The sequence below is a fragment of the Thioclava sp. genome (assembly GCF_048263065.1).
Classification (GTDB): domain Bacteria; phylum Pseudomonadota; class Alphaproteobacteria; order Rhodobacterales; family Rhodobacteraceae; genus Thioclava.
This window is the reverse complement of sequence record NZ_JBLXEM010000002.1, coordinates 124279-144010: the sequence shown is the minus strand read 5'-3', so window position 1 is coordinate 144010 and position 19732 is coordinate 124279. Positions and strand designations below refer to the sequence as shown.

Here is a 19732-nt window from a genome sequence, read left to right as displayed (position 1 = left end):
TCGAGACGGACCGGCAGGGCTTGGCGGCCCCGGGCTGCGGCGCTATCACGGCCCTTCGACAACCGCAGGGAGCCCCATATGACCGCCGTTGCAGATCGCATCGCCCGCACCATCGCCACCGATATCAGCGCCCGTCCCGAGCAGGTTACCGCCACGATCGCCCTGCTGGATGGCGGCGACACCGTGCCGTTCGTGGCGCGCTATCGCAAAGAGGCCACCGGCGGTCTGGATGACACGCAACTGCGCCAATTGGCCGAGCGGCTGGACTATCTGCGAGAGCTGGAAAAGCGCCGCGCCAGCATCCTTGGCGAGATCACCTCGCAGGGCAAGCTGACCCCGGATCTGGCGCGTTTGATTAGCAATGCCGACACCAAGGCGGTGCTTGAGGATCTGTATCTGCCCTTCAAACCCAAGCGGCGCACCAAGGCGATGATCGCGCGCGAAAACGGGCTTGAGCCGCTGCTGCGCGCCATCCTTGCCGATCGGAGAGCAGAGCCAAAACTACTGGCCAGCGGCTATCTAAGCGAAGCGGTGGAAACAGAAAAAGACGCGCTGAACGGCGCGCGCGATATCTTGGTTGAGGAGCTTGGCGAAAACGCCGCGCTGCTGGGGCGCTTGCGCAAAGTGTTGCATGAAGACGCGCTGATCACCGCCCGCGTCATCAAGGGTAAGGAAGAAACAGGGGCGAAATTCTCGGATTATTTCGATCATAGCGAGAAATGGGCCACGATCCCCTCCCACCGCGCGCTTGCCATCCTGCGCGCCTCGAAAGAGGAAATCGTGAGCGTCGATATCGGCCCCGATCCAGACACTGGCCTGCCCCGCATCCTTGACATCATCGCCGCTGAAATCGGGATTCCCGGTCAAGCTCCGGGCGATCTCTGGCTGCGTGAGGCCTCGCTTTGGGCGTGGAAAGTCAAACTAAGCCTGTCGATGTTCATCGAGTTGATGGCCGATCTGCGCAAGCGCGCCCATGACGCCGCGATTGATGTGTTCGCGCGCAATCTGCGCGATCTGCTGCTGGCCGCGCCTGCGGGGCCGCGCGCGACGCTGGGTCTTGATCCGGGCATCCGCACCGGCTGCAAGATCGCGGTGGTCGATGAAACGGGCAAGCTGCTGGACACGGCCACGATCTACCCGTTCCAGCCGCGCAATGATCTGCGCGGATCGGAAGAGACGCTGAAACACCTGATCGCCAAACACGGCGTGGCGCTGATCGCGATTGGCAACGGCACGGCGAGCCGCGAATCTGAACGCCTTGTTGCGGATGTGCTCAAACGCCTGCCCGCCGGGGTGACGCGCCCAACGCCGGTGATCGTGTCCGAGGCGGGGGCTTCGGTCTATTCGGCCTCGGAACTGGCCTCGCAGGAATTCCCCGACATTGACGTGTCGCTGCGCGGCGCGGTGTCGATTGCGCGCCGCTTGCAAGACCCGCTGGCAGAGCTGGTCAAGATCGAACCCCAAGCCATCGGGGTCGGGCAATATCAGCATGACGTCGATCAGCGCCGCCTCGCCCAGTCTTTGGAGGCGGTGGTCGAGGATGCGGTGAACGCGGTCGGCGTGAACCTCAACATGGCCTCGGCGCCGCTGCTGTCCCATATCGCGGGTCTCGGGCCGTCGCTGGCGCAGTCTATCGTGGCGCATCGCGATGCCAATGGCGCGTTTGCCAACCGCAAGGCGCTGCTGAAAGTACCCGGTCTCGGGCCAAAAGCCTTTCAGCAATGCGCGGGTTTCCTGCGCATCAATGACGGGAGCGAGCCGCTGGATGCCTCCTCGGTGCACCCCGAGGCCTACGGCGTAGCGCGCAAGATCGTGCAGGCCTGCGGGCGTGACATCCGCGCGATTATGGGCGATGAAAGCGCGCTGTCGGGTCTGCGCGCCGAGCAGTTCGTCGATGACACCTTCGGCCTGCCCACCGTGCGCGATATCCTCAGCGAGCTGGAGAAACCGGGCCGCGATCCGCGCCCGAGCTTTAAGACCGCCACCTTCGCCGAAGGGGTCGACGCGATCACCGATCTTAAACCGGGCATGTCGCTGGAAGGCACGGTGACCAATGTTGCGGCCTTCGGCGCGTTCGTCGATATCGGCGTGCATCAGGACGGTTTGGTGCATGTCAGCCAGCTTGCAGATCGTTTCGTCAAAGATCCCCACGAGGTCGTTAAGGCTGGCGACGTGGTGCGTGTGCGCGTCACCGAAGTGGATGTTGCGCGCAAGCGTATCGGGCTGAGCATGCGCAAGGACGGGGGCGGCGCGCAGGCGCCAGATGCGCCCAAAACGGCCAAGCCAAAAAATACGCAGCGATCCGCCCCTGCCCCGAAATCGACCCCAAAAGCCGCCCCCGCCAGTCAGGGCGCGTTCGGATCAGCCCTTGCCGAGGCGTTAAAGCAGTCGCCCAAAACCCCGCGCGGTTGAACGCCTCACGCGAGACCCTAAATCATCTCCCATGCTTGGGATCAGCTATCCTAAACGGCTGCGCGACTGGCGCGATGCCGCAATTCGGCGCGCCAAGTATCGCTCGATCTATGCCTATGCGCTTGTGACGGCGCATATGGGGGGCCATCTGATTGCCGATGATCATCCCGCATGGGCGCGTATTGAGGGTGCGCGGCGGTCGCCCTAGTCGTCGCAGGTCTTTGCGATATACTCGGGCGTAAAGATCAACGAGGCCGCTATGACCAACCACCTTTCCCCTGATGCCATCCGCACGCTTTTTTCAAACGCGATGTCGCAGATGTATCGCGCTGAGGTGCCCCAATATGGTGCGCTGATCGAGCTGGTGCGCGAGGTGAACGCGGCAACCTTGGCGGCTAACCCGGCGCTTAAGGTGCGCCTTGACGCAGCGGGAGAGCTGCAGCGTCTCGACGTCGAACGCCACGGCGCAATCCGCCTTGGGAGCGCGCGCGAACTGGGCCAAATCAGGCGCATGTTTGGCGTGATGGGCATGTATCCGGTGGGCTATTACGACCTGTCCGTGGCCCGAATTCCAGTGCATTCCACCGCGTTTCGCCCGATCGAACAATCCGCCTTGCAGCGCAATCCCTTCCGGGTGTTCACCTCGCTTTTGCGCCTTGATCTGATCGAGGATCGCGCGCTTGCGAGCGAGGCCGAAGATATCCTTGCGCGCCGCCAGATCGTAACAGATCGCGCCCTTGCACTGATCGAACTGGCAGAGTCGCAGGGGGGATTGAACGAGGTGCAGGCGCAGGAATTCGTGACGCAAGCGCTTGAGACATTCCGCTGGCACAGCGAGGCCACGGTGTCGCGCGCGACCTATGACAAGCTGGTCAACGCGCACCGCTTGATCGCCGATGTGGTCAGTTTCAAGGGGCCTCATATCAACCATCTGACGCCGCGCACGCTAGATATTGATCGCGCGCAAAGCGAGATGCCCAAGCGCGGCATTGCGCCCAAAGCGGTTATCGAGGGGCCGCCGCGGCGCAAGGCCGATATCTTGCTGCGCCAGACCTCGTTCAAGGCGCTGGACGAGCCGGTCGAGTTTCAGGGCGAAAGCGGCAGTCATACTGCGCGTTTCGGCGAGATCGAGCAACGCGGTGTCGCCCTGACGCCGACGGGGCGGGCACTTTATGATGCGGCTTTGGCGCAGTTGCGGACAGAGGCGGCAGCGCCGGGTGCTGAGAGTTACACGAGCCTGCTGGACGCAGGGTTTGGCTGCCTGCCCGATGATCTGGAGGCGCTGCGCGCGCAAGGGTTGGCGTTCTTTCGCTATCGCGCGAACGATGAGGCCGCGCCCGCGCGCGCCAAGAGCCTGTCGGATTTGATTGCATCAGGTGCGCTAATTGCCGATCCGCAAGTCTATGAAGATTTCCTGCCGGTTTCGGCGGCGGGGATTTTCCAATCGAACTTGAATAGCGAGGATCAGTCGACCTATCGCGCCGCAGCCAATCAGGACGCGTTTGAGGAGGCCTTGGGGGCGCAGGTCGCTGATGAGATGGCGCTTTACGCAGAGATTGAAAACGACAGCCTTGCCTGCGCGCTTAACCAGCTTGGCCAGAGCCATCTTCTTGCATGACATGACGGGGCTTGGCGGCGGTTACAAGATGCGCATTGCGCAATGAAAAAGGGCGCCCGAAGGCGCCCCGTTCCAAATCTGGATCAACCGATCAAGCGAGCTTGAGGTTGGTAGCCGATTCGCGACCGTCACGGCCAGCTTCGACGTCATAGGTGACTTTCTGATCGTCGTTCACGGTGGTCAGACCAGCGCGCTCAACAGCAGAGATGTGCAAAAAGACGTCTTTGCCACCGGACTCGGGAGCAATGAAGCCAAAACCTTTAGTTGCGTTAAACCATTTCACGGTACCATTGGCCATCGTGAGATCTCCTTTAATTTTCAACCTGTTCGCGGAAGTGCAACAGCGTGGCGCAGTCGGCCAAGATCGAGTTCGCTGAAGTCCGGTAGGGAAAGCAGGGGATCGATTTAGGAAACGTAGCCAGCGCTTAGTGCCATATCACGACCCGCTTGTCTATGATTCATTGCACCAAGTTTGCGTGGTGTTGAGCGGATAAGCGCGCACCCCCAACGGCGCGCGCTAAAACAGTGCCCTTCAGCCCTAGCGGATCTTCAGTGTCGCCAGTCCGATCAGCGCCAAAATCAGCGAAATAATCCAGAACCGAATGACGATCTGAGGTTCGGACCAGCCCTTTTTCTCAAAATGGTGGTGGATCGGGGCCATCAGGAACACCCGTTTGCCGGTGCGTTTGAAATAGGCGACCTGGATGATCACGGACAGCGCCTCGACGACGAACAAGCCGCCCACGATGCCCAGCACGATTTCATGCTGGGTGCATACGGCGATCGCGCCCAGCGCGCCGCCCAGTGCAAGACTGCCCGTATCGCCCATGAACACCGCCGCCGGCGGCGCGTTATACCACAAGAACCCAAGGCCCCCCCCCATCAGCGCCGCTGTGAAGATCGCCAGCTCGCCCGTGCCGGGCACGAATTGCACGCCCAGATACTCGGTGAAATCGGTGCGCCCCACGACATAGGCAATCGCGCCCAGCGTGCCTGCCGCAATCATCACCGGCATGATCGCCAGCCCATCAAGCCCGTCTGTCAGGTTCACCGCATTGGCCGAGCCAACCATCACGAACATTGCAAAGGGGATGTAGAAATAACCCAGATTGAGCACGAGACTTTTGAAGAACGGCACCTCGACATGGCCTGCCAGTTCGGCCGGGTGCAGATACCACGTCGCAAGGGACGCAATCAGCGCCAGCAGAAAGCCCAGCCCAAGGCGCATCTTGCCGCTCACGCCTTTGGTGTTTTGCTTGGACACTTTGGCGTAATCATCGGCAAAGCCGATCGCGGCATAGCCATAGGTCACCATCAAGACGACCCAGATATAGCCATTGCTGAGGCGCGCCCAAAGCAGGGTCGAGACCAGCAGCGCCGACAGGATCAAGATACCGCCCATCGTAGGCGTTCCGGCCTTGGCAAGATGCCCCTCGGGGCCGTCATCACGGATCGGCTGGCCCTTGCCCTGACGCATCCGCAGCGTGCGGATCAGCCATGGGCCAAAGATAAAGCCAAACAGAAGGGCTGTGAAAAACGCCCCGCCCGCGCGAAAGGTGATGTAGCGAAACAGATTGAACGGGCCGCCGCCATCAGACAGATCGGTGAGCCAGTAAAGCATTACTCTTTCCCCCTATGCGCATCGCGCGCGCCGGGTTGGCGCAGTTTCTTCAAAGCCTCAACGACAAGGCTCACTTTTGAGCCCTTGGACCCTTTCACCAACACCACATCGCCGGGATCGACAAGATGGCGCGCCCGCGCAGCCAATTCGGCGGCGGTCTCAAAATACTCGCCCCGCTTGGCACGCGGCAACGCATCGCGCAAGTGTGCCATGCGCGGGCCAGCCAGATGCACCACATCAATTTTTGCCATCGCGGGATGATTAGCGAGGGCGGCGTGCATGGCGTTTTCTTGCGAGCCGAGTTCCAGCATATCGCCCAAGAATGCGATGCGGCGGCCCTTGGCGGTGCGCCCCACCCCGTCGCGCGGCGTGCTGCCTGCGAGCACCTCAAGCGCAGCCGCCATCGAGGCGGGATTGGCGTTGAACGCGTCGTCAAACAGATCAAAGTTCTCAAGCTCATCCACGATATCCATGTAGATGCGCTGGCGCTGACCACGCCCCGCCGGAGGTTCCCACGCGCCCAGATCCATCGCCGTTACGGTTGGATCGCACCCCACCGCCTCGGCCAATGCCAAAATGCCCAAGGCGTTCGCGGCGAAATGCGCACCCGGCGTCATCACCTTGAACAGCATTGGCTGTCCCGCGTGACTGGCCTGCACAATCGTGGCGTCGCCCGCGATACGCGCCGAGAGCAGTTGATAATCAGACCCCGGCGCGGTGCCAAAGGTCACGACGGTTTGCGCGTGTTTTTCAGCGCCCGCGCGCAGAATATCAGTGACCTCAAGGCCCGTGGGAATAACGGCCGTACCGCCCGGTTCCAGTCCCTCAAAGATCGCGGCCTTTTCGCGCGCGATCCCGGCCAGATCCTCAAATGCCTCAAGATGGGCGGGCGCGACGGTGGTGATCATCGCGGCATGCGGGCGCGCCATGCGCGCAAGGGGCGCGATCTCGCCGGGATTGGACATGCCAATCTCGATCACAGCGAAATCCGCGCTTTCGGGCAGCCGCGCCAACGTGATGGGCACGCCCCAATGGTTGTTGAAACTGGCCTCGGCGGCGTGAACTGCACCATGAGCAGACAGCACCGCGCGCAGCATTTCCTTGCTTGAGGTCTTGCCCACCGAGCCCGTCACCGCCAGCACCCGCGCCTTAGAGCGCGCGCGCCCTGCCCGACCCAAATCTTGCAGCGCGCCCAGCACATCGGGCACGATCAGCAGCGCATCTTTATCCGAGCAGCCCTCGGGGATGCGCGAGACCAGCGCGCCTGCCGCCCCAGCATCCAGCGCCGCACGCACAAAATCATGGCCATCGCGCACGTCTTTCAGTGCGACGAACAGATCGCCGGGGCGGATCGTGCGGGTGTCGATGGAAATGCCTGTGGCGGCGAAAGGTTTCGTCGCGCGTCCCTTGGTAGCACGCGCGGCATCCTCAGAGGTCCAAAGCAGCGACATCAGATTTTCCCATCCAGGGCCGCCACCGCAAGGCTGGCCTGTTCAGCATCATCGAACGGGTAGACGTCTTGGCCAATGATCTGCCCGCTTTCATGCCCCTTGCCCATCACCAGCAGCGCATCGCCCGGCTGGAGCGCATCGACACCGCGCAAGATCGCCTCGGCGCGATCGCCCACCTCGAGCGCCTCGGGCGCGCCCAGCATCACGGCGGCACGGATCACGGCGGGGTCTTCGGAACGCGGGTTGTCATCACTCACGATCACCAGATCGGCATGCTCGCGCGCTGCCTGCCCCATCAACGGGCGCTTGGTAGCATCGCGATCGCCTCCGGCCCCGACAATGGCAATCAGACGCCCCATCACATGCGGGCGCAGCGCCGACAGCGCGGTTTTCACCGCATCGGGCGTATGGGCGTAATCGACAAAGACTGTGGCACCGTTTTCGCGCGTCGCGGCCAGTTGCATCCGCCCGCGCACGGTGCTCAGGCGCGGCAAGGTGGCGAACACCTCCTCGGCCTCGGCCCCGCACGCGATGGCAAGTGCTGCGGCGCTAAGAACGTTCATCGCCTGAAACCCGCCAATCAGCGGCAGGCGGGTCATCTGCGTCCAGCCCTGCCACGAGAACCGCACATCCTGCCCCGTCGCATCATAGCGCTGCCCGAGGATCTGCATCTCGCACGCATCGCTGGTGCCGATCCCGATCAGTTCCTGCCCGCGCGCTGTGATGTATTTCGCCAGTTCCCGCCCCTTGGGATCGTCAAGATTGATTACCGCCACACCATCTTCGGGCAGAACGCGCGTGAACAGCCCGGCCTTAGCGGCGAAATATTCATCAAAGGTCGCGTGATAATCGAGATGATCTTGCGTGAAATTCGTGAACGCCGCCGCGGTCAGCGTCACCCCGTCAAGGCGACGCTGCGCGAGGCCATGCGAGGAGGCCTCCATCGCGGCATGGGTCACGCCAACGCTTACCATATCGCTAAGCAACCGGTGCAGGGTGATCGGTTCGGGCGTGGTATGGGGCGAGGGCGCGGTGTAGCTGCCCTCAACGCCTGTGGTGCCGATATTGGACGCCTCAAGACCCAGTTCCTGCCAGATTTGGCGGGTGAAGGTCGCCACGCTGGTCTTGCCATTGGTGCCCGTCACCGCAATCACGGTTTCGGGCTGGCGGCCAAACCAAAGCGCCGCCGCAAAGGCCAGCGCCTGACGCGGATCTTCGGTCACGACTATCGCCACATCGGTGCCCACCAGTGCGGCGCGCGCCACGCCTTCGCCCGCGCGATCTGTCAGAATGGCCCCCGCGCCCATACGCAGCGCGTAGGGCACGAATTCAGCGCCGTGCATGTTGCTTCCGGGAAGGGCTGCGAAGAGATGGCCAGGCTTGACCTGACGGCTATCGACCGACAGTCCCGAAACCGCACGGTCCGGCCCGCCCAGCGGCGTCAGCCCCAATTCGCTTAGCATCTTGGTGCCTGCGGCCATATCGTTTTGTCCCTCACTCAGCCCGCAGTTCTTATCACGGCCCGACTTGCCAAGGTCAAGATGCCGGGGCCTACGGCACCCCCGCGCTTAGTCCGCTTTGACCAGCGAGATACCATCCAACACCGCGGGGGTCGTCGGTTCGGGGCGCAGACCCAAAAGCGGCGCGACACGGCGGATCGCCTCAGCGGCGACGGGAACGGCGGTCCAGCCTGCTGTGCGGCGCGGGATCTTACCCGATGTGTCAGAGGGCTCATCCAGCGTCAACACCAGCACGTATTTCGGATCCGTCACCGGGAACACGCCCGCGAAAGTCGATATCACCTTCTTGTCGTAATAGCCCCCCTGCGGGTCGGGCTTGTCGGCGGTGCCGGTCTTGGCGGCCACCTGATAACCTGCAACGTCGCCATAGCTTGCCGTGCCGCGCGTCACCACGGCGCGCATCATCGCCAATACCTTGCGCGCAACATCAGGCTCGACAACCTGCGCGCCCTCGGGAGCGCCGTATTTTTGCTTAACCGGCTTATGCGGCCCGCCCTTGGAAATCAGCGTGGGCAGCACGCGCTTACCGTCATTGGCGATTGTTGCATAGGCTGCGGCCAGATGCAGCGGGCTGTCAGACAGGCCGTGCCCGTAGCCAATCGTCATCGAAGACATCTCGGACCATTTTTTGGGTACGATCGGACGGCCGGTCGGGGCCTCAATCAATTCCACCGGCGTCGGCTCAAGCAGGCCGAGCTTGCCCAGAAACGCTTTTTGCGCGGAGGGGCCGATTTTTTGCACGATATGCGCTGTGCCGATGTTGGAGCTGTGCACCAGCACATCGGTCACCGAAAGCTGTTTGCCGTAATTGTGGAAGTCGTGGATCGTGAAGCCGCCAAATCGGAACGGCACGGTGTCAATCATCGTGGTCGGGCTAACCAGCCCGTCCTGCAAGGCCTGACTGACCGCAAAGATTTTGAAGGTCGAGCCCAGCTCATACACGCCCTGAACCGCGCGGTTAAACAGCGGACTATCGGAAGGGTCGCCCTTGAGCAGCGGCGCGGGACGGTCATTGGGATCGAAATCGGGAAGGCTCGACATTGCTACGATCTCACCGGTTTTGACCCGCATCAGCACTGCAGTCGCGCCCTTGGCATGCATCAGCTTCATGCCCCCCGCCAGCACGTCTTCCAGCGCGGTTTGAACTGTCAGGTCAAGCGACAGGCGCAGCGCCTTGCCGCCATTGGCCGGATCGCGCAACCATTTGTCATATTCCTTCTCGATTCCGGCCACGCCAAGGATTTCGGCGGAGTTCACCCCCTGAGCGCCATAGCGCGCGCCCCCCAGAATATGAGCGGCGAGGTGTCCGTTGGGATAAAGACGCATCTCGCGCGGACCAAACATCAGACCCGGATCGCCGATATCATGCACCGCCTGAAGCTGCTCGGGAGAGATGCTTTTCTTGATCCAGACGAATTTGCGCGTGCCAGTGAAATCCTGAATCAGACGGTCGCGGTCGAGATCGGGGAATATTTTGACGAGCTTGTCGATCGTGCCCATCGGGTCGATCATCAGTGGTGGCTGGGCATAAAGCGCATGCGTCAGCAAGTTGGTCGCCAACACCCGCCCCTTATCATCCACGATATTGGCGCGTTGAGCGGAAATCGTCGCGCGCGGGCCGTCGGTCTGGGGCTCTTCGGGGCGTGCGGCGGCAAATGACCCCATCCGCAACCCGACCGTCAGGAACGCCGCGAGAAACAGCACCGACATCACCAGCAAACGCCCCTCGGCGCGCTGGCGGGCATCGTCGCGCGTGGCCTCGCCGCGCAAACGGCGGTTTTCGCGTTCGATTGCATCAGTGTTTTCGCCCTTGGCGCGGGCGTTCAGGATGCGGGCAAGGGGGCGAAGCGGTGTGCGCATCAGCGATCCTCCTTCGGGGCGCTGACCTCAATCGGGTCCGAGATCGACTCCATCTGCGGGGTCGGATAGGCGATTTCGGCGACGGTGCCGAATTGCTCGGGCGTCATTGGCAGCAGTTTCAACGCGCCAAAATTTAGATTAACAAGTTCGCGCAACCGCTTGGGACGGTTTAAATAAGCCCATTCGGCATTGAGCACCGTGAGTCCCTCATTGAGCGATGAAATTTCGCGGTTGAGATCGCGCAAAGTATCGACGCGGTTCTGCGTGTCGTAATTGACGTGATAGGCCCAGAACGCAAGCGCCATGACCCCGAATGCAGTCGCAAGATAAGCAAGAAGTCTCAACGGCGGCGTCCTTTCTTTGATCCGATCACAAGGCCGGGCAGACCCAGCTGACTGCGATCGGTGGCAATGGCGGGCGCATCGGTGCGCCGCGCCACGCGCAGCCGCGCCGAACGCGCGCGCGGGTTGATCGCCAGTTCTTCGGCATCAGGGCCATCGCCCTTAACGGTGATTTCAAAGGCGGGAACGCGCGTGTCGCCCATCGGGGCATGGCGCGAGCCGCCCCCGCCGGTGGACGCGCGCGCCGCCATGAACCGCTTGACCACGCGATCTTCAAGCGAGTGAAAGCTGACCACGGCCAGTTGCCCTCCGGGTTTAAGCGCGCGTTCCGCCGCCTCTAGCCCTGCGATCAGTTGGCCAAATTCATCATTTACCGCGATGCGGATCGCTTGAAAGCTGCGCGTAGCGGGGTGGCTTTGCCCCGGTTTGGGGCGCGGCAGGCAAGATTCGATCACCTGCACAAGCTGCGCGGTGGTCTCAATTGGACTGGCTTGGCGCGCCGCGACAATGGCCTTGGCAATGCGGCGCGAGGCGCGCTCCTCGCCGTATTGGAACAGGATATCGGCCAGTTCGGCCTCATCCGCGCTGTTGACCAGATCGGCTGCCGTTGGGCCGTCTTGCGACATGCGCATATCCAGCGGGCCGTTGCGCATGAAGGAAAACCCGCGCTCTGGCTGATCAAGCTGCATCGAGGACACGCCCAGATCAAGAACGACCCCGTCCAGCAGTGCATCGCTGTAGCGGTCCATGTCGGAAAACGTGCCTTCGACCAGTTCAAGCCGGTCGCCATAGTCATCGCGCCAACCTGCGGCCATCTTGAACACCGCCGGGTCACGATCAACACCGATCACCTTATCCGCGCCCGCCTCAAGCAGACCGCGCGTGTAGCCCCCTGCCCCGAACGTGCCATCCATCCAAGTTCCCGAAACCGGTGCAACCGCCTTGAGAAGCGCGCGCAACAGCACGGGAACATGGGGGGGCGCGGTGGGTTGGGCGTCCCGATCCGACATCGCTCACTCCGCGTATAGCAGGCTGAGAGGGTCGAAATCATCGCCCTGCTCTTCGACCCAAGCTTCGGTCTGAGCCGCATCAACCGCGTCGAAGGTTTCGGGTTTCCAGATTTCAAACGTCTCGCCGACCCCGGCAAATTTCGCCTCACCCTCCAGCGCGATCTTGGTGCGCAGCGCGGCTGGCAGCACCAGACGCCCGTCAGGGTCAACTTCGGTGGGGTGGGATTTCGACAGCACGACACGTTGCAGCATCGCACGGTTTTTCGAGCCACGCGGCAGCGCGGCGATATCCGCGGCCAAGGCTTCGAAAGCTGTTTGCGTGTAGACTTGCAGCATTTTCTGGCTGTCAGCGCCGAACACGATCACCATACGGGGACGGTCGACATTGGGGCGCTGGGGATCGCCTTCTTCAAGCTCACGACGAAACAGGGCGGGAATCGACACGCGACCCTTGCTGTCCACCTTGAAGGTGTATTCGCCTATGAACATGCCCGCCAAAACGCGCGCTCCTTACCTGTCCCCGACCCGAGGGCCTTGAAGTGAAAACGGCGGATTGAGCTGCTGCCACTGCTCAATCCGCCGCCCTCGTCCCATCGCTGGGTATGTCCGACTACGCGTGCCACCTGGGGGGATGTCTGCTCGCCCACGCGCCGGATCTCTTTGTTTTCGTGAAGCGAGAGCCTGTATGAAACCTGCATTTCGCCGTGAGGTCTTGTTGCCTCGTTTGTTTTCGCTTCCGATGACCAAGGGATGCCACGGGAATTCACGGGAAGCAATAAAAAAATCAACGATTTCGCCCCGCATATTGAGCGGAGGCCCCCTGAAAAACTAGATATAGTAAGGAATTCGCACCATAAATTGACGCTCAGTTAACTATACACACCAGATATAGTAAAAATCCGGCCTCCACATTTTTTGCATTTTTTACCCATGCGGTCCCGTAAATACGATGGAAATCCGGCATTCTGTGGCCTTTCGCCAACAGTCGAAGCCCCGAAAGCATGATCACGCCGCCGTGATTCGTCCGGATTTCACGTGAGAATGGCGTGATTCAGTCGAATCTGCGCCGGAAATTCCCGTCACACGGCGGGAACGGTCCCGTGAAGTCCCATAGCGCGCACCATGAATTCCCGTGAAGCACCCAGACGCCGCCCCCGAATAGCAAAACGGCGCCCCGTCGGGACGCCGTTTCATGACCTTTATAGTCGCGACCCGCGTTCAGATCAGCCCTTGCACAATCAGCCCCTGCGCGAGAGACGCATAGGCCTGCGCCGCCGGTCCCTGCCCCGAGGCAATCGGTGTGCCCGAATCCCCGGCCAAGCGCACCTCTAGATCCAGCGGCAACGCCCCGAGGAACGGCAAGTCCAGACGCGCGGCCTCGGTAGCAACGCCACCATGGCCGAACAAGTGCGCCTCATGTCCGCAATTGGGACAGATGTAAGTCGACATGTTTTCGATCAGCCCGACGATCGGCGCCTTGAGGCGGCGGAACATATCAATGGCCTTCTTGGCATCAAGCAGCGCCACGTCCTGCGGGGTGGACACGATGATCGCGCCGTCGAGCGTGGTTTTCTGACACAAGCTAAGCTGCACATCACCGGTTCCGGGCGGTAGGTCGATCAGCAGCACATCGAGCGGGCCATATTCATCCCATTTCACCTGAAATAGCATCTGTTGCAGCGCGCCCATCAACATCGGGCCACGCCAGATCACCGCCTCATCCTCTTTCAGCATCAAACCAATCGACATCAAAGTGACACCATGGGCCTGCAACGGCAGGATCGTTTTACCATCAGGAGAGGCGGGACGCTTACTGGCCCCCATCATGCGCGGCTGCGAGGGGCCATATATATCGGCATCCAGCAGCCCGACCTTTTTACCCGCACGCGCAAGCGCCACGGCCAAGTTCGAAGCGACGGTCGATTTGCCCACGCCCCCCTTTCCCGAGCCAATCGCGAGGATTGTTTTGACGCCGGGCACCTTTTGCGGTCCCGATTGCGGCTTGGCATGACCGCCAATCGCGGGGCCTTTGGATTGTTGCGCCGTGCCGCCCAAGCCGCGCGGCGGGCCAGCAGGCACGACCACCGTCACACTTGTTATACCGGGCAGCGCGCGCACAGCGGCCTCAAGCGCGGGGCGCGCGGCCTCAAGCTCGGTGCCCGGCGCGCCTTCCAGCACGAAGCGCACAACCCCGTCTTGCACCGCCAAAGCGCGCACCAAATCGCGACTCACCGCATCGCCACCGCCCGCAAGCACCACTGAACGCAGCGCTGAAAGCACGTCTTCCTTGCCCGAACCCATGCAAATCTCTCCTTGCTCATTTTCTAGGCATATCTGCGATATGGCCCGTTTCGCGCTGACTGTGGCGTTTTTGTCGCGAGGTTCAAGGGCAACCCCTGTCTAAAAGGTCAGGTTATCCGCAATCACGAGGATGAGCGCGTACATATCTTTCGCGGACGTAAGGGAATTAGGTCAGAATCGGTTATGCGCTTTCTGCATGGCAGCATTGCCCATCCACGCCATTGTGCAAGCGCAGCATTCGCCTCATGTTAGCGACAACGCGATAGAAAAACGCATCGTAACCAACACGGGCCACCAGACGGAGAATCCGCAAAGCGCCCAGTAAAAAGTTAGAGGCTGAAGCAATGGCACTCGTACAGAATATCCGCACGTCCGAAACCGGCATAAGCGCCGTAATGACCAAAATCTCTGAGGCGCTTGCACGTCGCAAAGTGTATCGCCAGACCCTGAACGAGCTGCGCTCGCTCAGCCAGCGCGAGTTGGACGATCTGGGGATGCATTCCTCGATGATCACCCGCGTGGCCTATGAGGCCGCATACGGTAAGTAATTGAATTCCCGAGACTCTCCTCCTCCTCCCTGAGGCTCGGAAATCGGCGACACCCTCTCTCCTCCTCCCTGAGGGTGTCGCCACAAAATATACCGGCCCGACTTGGTGTGATGCCTTGATGCCGGAACGAGCTGCTCGGTTCCCTCTCCTCCTCCCTGGGAACCGCGCGAAGAAGGCGGTGACCTCTCTCCTCCTCCCTGAGGTCGCCGCCTATTCTTCAGCGGGCAAACTGCGACAGGCTGTCGCATGCTGCAGCGCAGCACTTGTGCACCGGAGCAAATGCTCCAATGTTATACGAAAGGCCCTCTCCTCCTCCCTGGGCCGATCGTTTCGGCGGCACCCTCTCTCCTCCTCCCTGAGGGTGTCGCCACCAAGAATACCGAGGGTCCTCTCCTCCTCCCTGGACCCGAGGCTGCGATGTCACTCCTCTCCTCCTCCCTGGAGTGGCGTCAAACGTACCGAAGGGCCTCTCTCCTCCTCCCTGAGGCCTTAGGTAGATAAAGACGGCGGCACCCTCCTCCTCCCTGGGTGCCGTCGTTTTTTTATGTCTTGTAGTTGGATGTTACGGCACTACCCCCGTCGCCAGAGGGCGACATGTCCAAACAGATGGGGCGCTGCCCCCGGCCCGAGGCCTCCCCCGGAGTATTTTTGGCTAGATGAAGGGCTTGCGTGCATCCAGCGTGACAGGCAGGAAGGCGCCAAGGAGTATGCCAATGCTGTCTTATCAACATGCCTATCACGCGGGAAATCTGGCGGATGTGCACAAGCATGCGCTGCTGGCCTGTGCGCTTGACTATCTGACGCGCAAGGACAAACCGCTGAGCTATATCGAGACCCATGCCGGGCGCGGGCTATATGCGCTGGATGGTGCGGAGTCGCTCAAAACCGGCGAGGCGGCGGCAGGCATTGCGCGGATTGACGATCTAGGCTGGTTCGCGCCTGACCACCCCTATGCGCGCGCGCTGGAGACGGTGCGCGCAGCCCATGGCGCGCAGGCCTATCCCGGCTCGCCGCTGGTGGCGCAAGCGCTGTTGCGGCGCACCGATACGTTGCATCTATGCGAATTGCACCCGCAAGAATATGACGCCCTGCGCGAGGCCATCGGGCGCAGGCGGGCAATTTTGCACAAGGCGGATGGGCTGGAAATGGCGATTTCGCTGAGTCCGCCAACGCCGCGGCGCGGGTTAATGCTGATTGATCCCTCATATGAGGTGAAATCCGATTATGACTCGATCCCGCGTGTGATCGCGCAGATCACGAAAAAGTGGAACGTTGGGATGATTGCGCTTTGGTACCCGCGGCTGGCCTCGGGGGGGCAAGCCGCGATGGTGGCCAATTTACGCACAAATTTCCCTGATGCGTTGAGCCATGAAGTCGATTTTCCACCGGCACGAGAAGGACATGGCATGATTGGATCGGGGATGTTCGTGATCAATCCGCCTTGGGGGCTGGAAGATGAGGCCGAGCGACTGTCGACGCTGTTTGCTGCTCTCTAAAATGCCCTATTCAGTCAGAGAATGGAGCCATGCAATCAGCGCATAGCTGATTCAGCATGGACAATCACCTTGCGGCGCGCAATTTTCTGGCGATCTGGCTGTATGCGGCGGCATACGGCTGCCACAAGGTCTGAAGGAGGACTTACCTTGTCCAACAACCCGCGCCTGCGTCATCCAAAATTTCGTGAAAAACTCATGAGCGCCGAGGACGCCGCGATGCTGATCGCACCCGGCGCGGTGATCGGGATGAGCGGGTTTACCGGTTCGGGTTATCCAAAGGCGGTGCCACAGGCGCTGGCGAAACGAATCGAGGCCGAACATGCCGCCGGTCGTCCGTTTAAAGTGTCGATCTGGACCGGTGCCTCAACGGGACCGGAATTGGACGGCGCGCTGGCCAAAGCGGATGGCATTGAATTCCGCCTGCCTTACAATTCGGACCCCATCGCGCGCGAGCGCATCAATAGCGGCCAGATGCAGTATTTCGACATGCATCTCAGTCAGGTCGCGCCGATGGCTTGGATGGGATTTCTGGGCAAGCTTGATACCGCTGTGATCGAGATTTCTGGCGTCACCGAGGACGGCATGCTGATCCCCTCATCCTCCATCGGTAATAACATGACATGGCTGGAGCAGGCCGATAAAATCATCCTTGAGGTCAATCGCTGGCAGTCTGACGCGCTGGATGGGATGCACGACATCTATTACGGCACTGCCCTGCCCCCGCATCGCGTGCCGATCCCGCTAATTAAGCCCGATGACAGGATCGGTCAGGCGCATTTTCGCGTTGATCCCGACAAGATCGTAGCGGTGGTTGAAACCGACGGGCCTGATCGCAACGCGCCCTTTAGCCCGCCCGATGCGGTGGCCGAAGCGATTGCCGCCAATATCATCTACTTCCTCGACAACGAGGTCAAACAGGGGCGGATTCCGCGCGGTTTGCTGCCGCTGCAATCGGGTGTCGGCAATGTGCCCAACGCGGTGATGGCCGGTTTGATCGAGGCACCCTTTGATCAGATGACCGCCTTTACCGAGGTCATTCAGGACGGCATGCTCGATATGATCGAGGCGGGAACTTTGCGCATGGCCAGCGCCACTGCATTCTCGCTATCGCCCGAAAAAGCGCAATATTTCAACGACAACGCGCAGTTCTTCCGCGACAAGCTGATCCTGCGCCCGCAAGAGATCAGCAACCATCCCGAACTGGTGCGCCGCTTGGGTTGCATCGCGATGAACGGGCTGATCGAGGCCGATATCTATGGCAATGTGAACTCCACGCAGGTCATGGGGTCGCGGATTCAAAACGGGATCGGCGGGTCGGGCGATTTCGCGCGCAATGGCTATGTGTCGATTTTCATGACGCCTTCCACCGCGAAGGGCGGCAAGATTTCGGCGATTGTGCCGATGGCAGCGCATGTCGATCATATTGCGCAAGATGTGCAGGTGATCGTAACCGAGCAAGGGCTGGCCGATCTGCGCGGCCTCTCCCCGCGCCAGCGCGCCGAGAAGATCATAACCAACTGCGCCCATCCGGCCTATCGCGACATGCTGCGCGATTATTATGAGCGCGCGAAGAAAGGCTCGTTTGGCGGGCACGCGCCCCATCTGCTGGGAGAGGCGTTGAGCTGGCACGAGCGGTTCGTGCAAAGCGGCTCGATGCTGCCAGATTAACCCTTAGTGCGGTTCAGATAAGCCTCGAACGCCGCCAATGTGCGGCTGGAAACATGGTGCTCGATGCCTTCGGCGTCGAGTTCCGCCACCTCTTCGGGAACGCCCACCGCGCGCAGCAGCGCCACGACCACCCGATGACGCGCGCGCACGGTTTCGGCCAGCGCCTCGCCAGCCTCGGTCAGAAACACCCCGCGATAGGGGCGCGAAATCACCAACCCCTCGCGCTTAAGCCGCGCCACCGCCTTGGTTGCGGTGGGATGCGCAACGCCCAGACGCGCCGCCAGATCGGTAATGCGCGCCTCGCCGAACTCTGCCGCCAGATCCGAGATCATCTCGACGTAATCCTCGGTCAGCGCCCGCGAGGCGGCCTGTCGGGCACGGTCAAAGCCCTTGATTTGGGTCGGGTCTGTTTCGCTCATCACACTGCCTTTCGGGGCTTGTTTCGTAGCGCGACCGCGCAGCCCTGCCAAGGAAAACTTGCGCTGCTGACATCTCTGCATTGCATATAGATTTAGCCTCTTGCTAAATTTGTAGCCAAGGCTACATTCCCCGCAACGAATAGATTTCAGACGCCTCGAGAAAGCCCCTCCCATGAACAGCCCCGGAATGAGTGATCGCACCCGCAGCGCTATGGCTGATGTTCTAGCCGGGCGCAGACGTGGCGGGATGCTGTTGTTCTTTGGGCCTGCAGTGATCGCCTCGGTCGCCTATATGGACCCGGGCAATTACGCGACCAATATCGAGGCAGGCGCGGGCTATGGCTACGGGCTGCTTTGGGTGGTGCTCGCGGCCAATATGATCGCGATGCTGTTTCAGGCCCTTTCGGCGCGCGTTGGGATTGTCACGGGGATGAACCTTGCGGAACTGTCGCGCGAGCATTTCCCCCGCCCCGCCGTGATCGCGATGTGGATCGTGTCAGAAATCGCCGCAATGGCCACAGATCTGGCGGAATTTCTGGGCGGGGCGCTGGGGCTGTCGCTGCTGTTTGGCTGGCCGCTGCTGTGGGGCATGGTCGTCACCGCCATCGTGACCTACGCGATCTTGATGTTTGAACGTGGCGGCTTTCGCCCGATGGAACTGGTGATCGGCGCGCTGGTCATGGTCATTGGCGCGAGCTACCTGATCGAGATGTTCATCGCCCCGGTCGATTGGGGCGGCGTTCTGATGGGGATGAGCACACCCGATCTGCCCGATGCCCGCGCGCTAACTATCGCAGTCGGGATCATCGGGGCGACAGTGATGCCACATGCGATTTTCCTGCATTCCGGGCTGACGCAAAATCGCGCAATTACATCGAATCTATCTGAAAAGAAACGGATTGTCAGCTTTTCCAACCGCGAGGTGATCATCGCGCTCGCCGTGGCGGGGATGGTGAATATGGCGATGGTGATCATGGCGGCCTCGGCCTTTCACCAAGGCCATTCGGACGTTGCCGAGATCGAGACCGCCTATCACACGCTCACGCCGCTGCTTGGGGGCTTTGCCGCAGCGGCGTTTTTGACCTCGCTGATTGCCTCGGGCGTTTCCAGCTCGGTCGTGGGCACGATGGCGGGGCAGATGATCATGCAGGGCTTTATCCGCCGCCACATCCCGATCTGGTTGCGCCGTGCGATCACGATGCTGCCCGCCTTTGCCGTGGTCGCGATGGGCGTGAACACGACCGAGGCGCTGGTGATGAGCCAGGTCGTGCTGTCCATCGCCCTGCCCGTGCCGATGATCGCGCTGATCCTGTTCGCGCGTCGTCGTGACGTGATGGGCACGTTTGCGGTGCGCGGCCCGATCTTGTGGCTGGCGGTGATCGGGGCAACCGTCGTGCTGGGGTTGAACTTTGTGTTGCTGTGGCAGATGGCAGGATTTGCCGTGCCGGGGTTGGCTGGCTAAGCGCC

17 protein-coding genes are annotated in these 19732 nt (G+C 61.4%); 7 read left to right on the top strand and 10 right to left on the bottom strand.

Translation table 11 applies throughout. The features are described 5' to 3' along the window. Positions 1–78: 78 nt before the first annotated feature. From ACN0SD_RS03800 to ACN0SD_RS03790, 3 genes are read left to right on the top strand one after another with little or no spacing between them, the layout of a single operon-like run. Positions 79–2412, top strand: coding sequence for a Tex family protein (locus tag ACN0SD_RS03800; protein ID WP_417806889.1), 2334 nt, complete (start codon positions 79–81; stop codon positions 2410–2412). A 31-nt stretch (positions 2413–2443) separates the two neighbouring features. Continuing rightward, positions 2444–2620, top strand: coding sequence for a hypothetical protein (locus tag ACN0SD_RS03795; RefSeq protein WP_417806888.1), 177 nt, complete (start codon positions 2444–2446; stop codon positions 2618–2620). A gap of 51 nt (positions 2621–2671) precedes the next feature. Further along, complete coding sequence (locus ACN0SD_RS03790) at positions 2672–4030, top strand: VOC family protein (RefSeq protein ID WP_417806887.1); 1359 nt, start codon at positions 2672–2674, stop codon at positions 4028–4030. A gap of 91 nt (positions 4031–4121) precedes the next feature. Here ACN0SD_RS03790 and ACN0SD_RS03785 read toward each other — a convergent pair whose 3' ends face one another. The 9 genes from ACN0SD_RS03785 to ACN0SD_RS03745 form a co-directional block, all read right to left on the bottom strand. Next, positions 4122–4328, bottom strand: coding sequence for a cold-shock protein (locus ACN0SD_RS03785; protein WP_038127243.1), 207 nt, complete (start codon positions 4326–4328; stop codon positions 4122–4124). A gap of 240 nt (positions 4329–4568) precedes the next feature. Beyond that, on the bottom strand, positions 4569–5651 hold the full coding sequence (gene mraY, locus ACN0SD_RS03780; protein WP_417806886.1) for a phospho-N-acetylmuramoyl-pentapeptide-transferase: 1083 nt from the start codon (positions 5649–5651) through the stop codon (positions 4569–4571). Next, a complete protein-coding gene (locus ACN0SD_RS03775; protein WP_417806885.1) occupies positions 5651–7102 on the bottom strand; it encodes a UDP-N-acetylmuramoyl-tripeptide--D-alanyl-D-alanine ligase in 1452 nt (483 codons plus the stop codon). Before ACN0SD_RS03775 ends, mraY begins: the two co-directional genes overlap by 1 nt. Further along, entirely contained in the window at positions 7102–8583 is a 1482-nt protein-coding gene (locus tag ACN0SD_RS03770; protein ID WP_417806884.1) for a UDP-N-acetylmuramoyl-L-alanyl-D-glutamate--2,6-diaminopimelate ligase, read from the bottom strand. Before ACN0SD_RS03770 ends, ACN0SD_RS03775 begins: the two co-directional genes overlap by 1 nt. Positions 8584–8670: 87 nt before the next feature. Further along, positions 8671–10485: a peptidoglycan D,D-transpeptidase FtsI family protein gene (locus ACN0SD_RS03765; protein ID WP_417807189.1), complete on the bottom strand. Its 1815-nt coding sequence runs from the start codon at positions 10483–10485 to the stop codon at positions 8671–8673. After that, positions 10482–10826: a cell division protein FtsL gene (ftsL, locus tag ACN0SD_RS03760; RefSeq protein ID WP_417806883.1), complete on the bottom strand. Its 345-nt coding sequence runs from the start codon at positions 10824–10826 to the stop codon at positions 10482–10484. Before ftsL ends, ACN0SD_RS03765 begins: the two co-directional genes overlap by 4 nt. Beyond that, positions 10823–11833, bottom strand: a complete 1011-nt coding sequence (gene rsmH, locus ACN0SD_RS03755; protein ID WP_417806882.1) for a 16S rRNA (cytosine(1402)-N(4))-methyltransferase RsmH — start codon at positions 11831–11833, stop codon at positions 10823–10825. The genes ftsL and rsmH overlap by 4 nt, the downstream gene beginning before the upstream one ends. Positions 11834–11836: 3 nt before the next feature. Beyond that, a complete protein-coding gene (mraZ, locus tag ACN0SD_RS03750; RefSeq protein ID WP_417807188.1) occupies positions 11837–12322 on the bottom strand; it encodes a division/cell wall cluster transcriptional repressor MraZ in 486 nt (161 codons plus the stop codon). Positions 12323–13051: 729 nt separating this feature from the next. Further along, complete coding sequence (locus ACN0SD_RS03745) at positions 13052–14134, bottom strand: Mrp/NBP35 family ATP-binding protein (protein ID WP_417806881.1); 1083 nt, start codon at positions 14132–14134, stop codon at positions 13052–13054. A 344-nt stretch (positions 14135–14478) separates the two neighbouring features. On the opposite strand from ACN0SD_RS03745, the gene ACN0SD_RS03740 reads away from it, so the two are divergent. From ACN0SD_RS03740 to ACN0SD_RS03730, 3 genes are all read left to right on the top strand, one after another. Further along, positions 14479–14682, top strand: a complete 204-nt coding sequence (locus tag ACN0SD_RS03740) for a DUF1127 domain-containing protein (RefSeq protein WP_417806880.1) — start codon at positions 14479–14481, stop codon at positions 14680–14682. A gap of 713 nt (positions 14683–15395) precedes the next feature. Next, entirely contained in the window at positions 15396–16178 is a 783-nt protein-coding gene (locus tag ACN0SD_RS03735) for a 23S rRNA (adenine(2030)-N(6))-methyltransferase RlmJ (RefSeq protein WP_417806879.1), read from the top strand. A 147-nt stretch (positions 16179–16325) separates the two neighbouring features. Then, a complete protein-coding gene (locus ACN0SD_RS03730) occupies positions 16326–17846 on the top strand; it encodes an acetyl-CoA hydrolase/transferase family protein (RefSeq protein ID WP_417806878.1) in 1521 nt (506 codons plus the stop codon). Here ACN0SD_RS03730 and mntR read toward each other — a convergent pair. Beyond that, on the bottom strand, positions 17843–18265 hold the full coding sequence (mntR, locus tag ACN0SD_RS03725) for a manganese-binding transcriptional regulator MntR (RefSeq protein ID WP_417806877.1): 423 nt from the start codon (positions 18263–18265) through the stop codon (positions 17843–17845). The two genes, ACN0SD_RS03730 and mntR, sit on opposite strands and share 4 nt — an antisense overlap. Before the next feature lie 187 nt (positions 18266–18452). Here mntR and ACN0SD_RS03720 point away from each other — a divergent pair, with 187 nt between their 5' ends. Continuing rightward, a complete protein-coding gene (locus ACN0SD_RS03720; protein ID WP_417806876.1) occupies positions 18453–19727 on the top strand; it encodes an Nramp family divalent metal transporter in 1275 nt (424 codons plus the stop codon). The last annotated feature ends 5 nt before the right edge of the window (positions 19728–19732 follow it).

Bases quoted from the DNA above. Each gene is read 5' to 3' on its own strand.
- ACN0SD_RS03800 (WP_417806889.1), top strand. From the start codon at position 79: ATGACCGCCGTTGCAGATCGCATCGCCCGCACCATCGCCACCGATATC.
- ACN0SD_RS03795 (WP_417806888.1), top strand. From the start codon at position 2,444: ATGCTTGGGATCAGCTATCCTAAACGGCTGCGCGACTGGCGCGATGCC.
- ACN0SD_RS03790 (WP_417806887.1), top strand. From the start codon at position 2,672: ATGACCAACCACCTTTCCCCTGATGCCATCCGCACGCTTTTTTCAAAC.
- ACN0SD_RS03785 (WP_038127243.1), bottom strand. From the start codon at position 4,328: ATGGCCAATGGTACCGTGAAATGGTTTAACGCAACTAAAGGTTTTGGC.
- mraY (WP_417806886.1), bottom strand. From the start codon at position 5,651: ATGCTTTACTGGCTCACCGATCTGTCTGATGGCGGCGGCCCGTTCAAT.
- ACN0SD_RS03775 (WP_417806885.1), bottom strand. From the start codon at position 7,102: ATGTCGCTGCTTTGGACCTCTGAGGATGCCGCGCGTGCTACCAAGGGA.
- ACN0SD_RS03770 (WP_417806884.1), bottom strand. From the start codon at position 8,583: ATGGCCGCAGGCACCAAGATGCTAAGCGAATTGGGGCTGACGCCGCTG.
- rsmH (WP_417806882.1), bottom strand. From the start codon at position 11,833: ATGTCGGATCGGGACGCCCAACCCACCGCGCCCCCCCATGTTCCCGTG.
- mraZ (WP_417807188.1), bottom strand. From the start codon at position 12,322: ATGTTCATAGGCGAATACACCTTCAAGGTGGACAGCAAGGGTCGCGTG.
- ACN0SD_RS03745 (WP_417806881.1), bottom strand. From the start codon at position 14,134: ATGGGTTCGGGCAAGGAAGACGTGCTTTCAGCGCTGCGTTCAGTGGTG.
- ACN0SD_RS03740 (WP_417806880.1), top strand. From the start codon at position 14,479: ATGGCACTCGTACAGAATATCCGCACGTCCGAAACCGGCATAAGCGCC.
- ACN0SD_RS03735 (WP_417806879.1), top strand. From the start codon at position 15,396: ATGCTGTCTTATCAACATGCCTATCACGCGGGAAATCTGGCGGATGTG.
- mntR (WP_417806877.1), bottom strand. From the start codon at position 18,265: ATGAGCGAAACAGACCCGACCCAAATCAAGGGCTTTGACCGTGCCCGA.
- ACN0SD_RS03720 (WP_417806876.1), top strand. From the start codon at position 18,453: ATGAGTGATCGCACCCGCAGCGCTATGGCTGATGTTCTAGCCGGGCGC.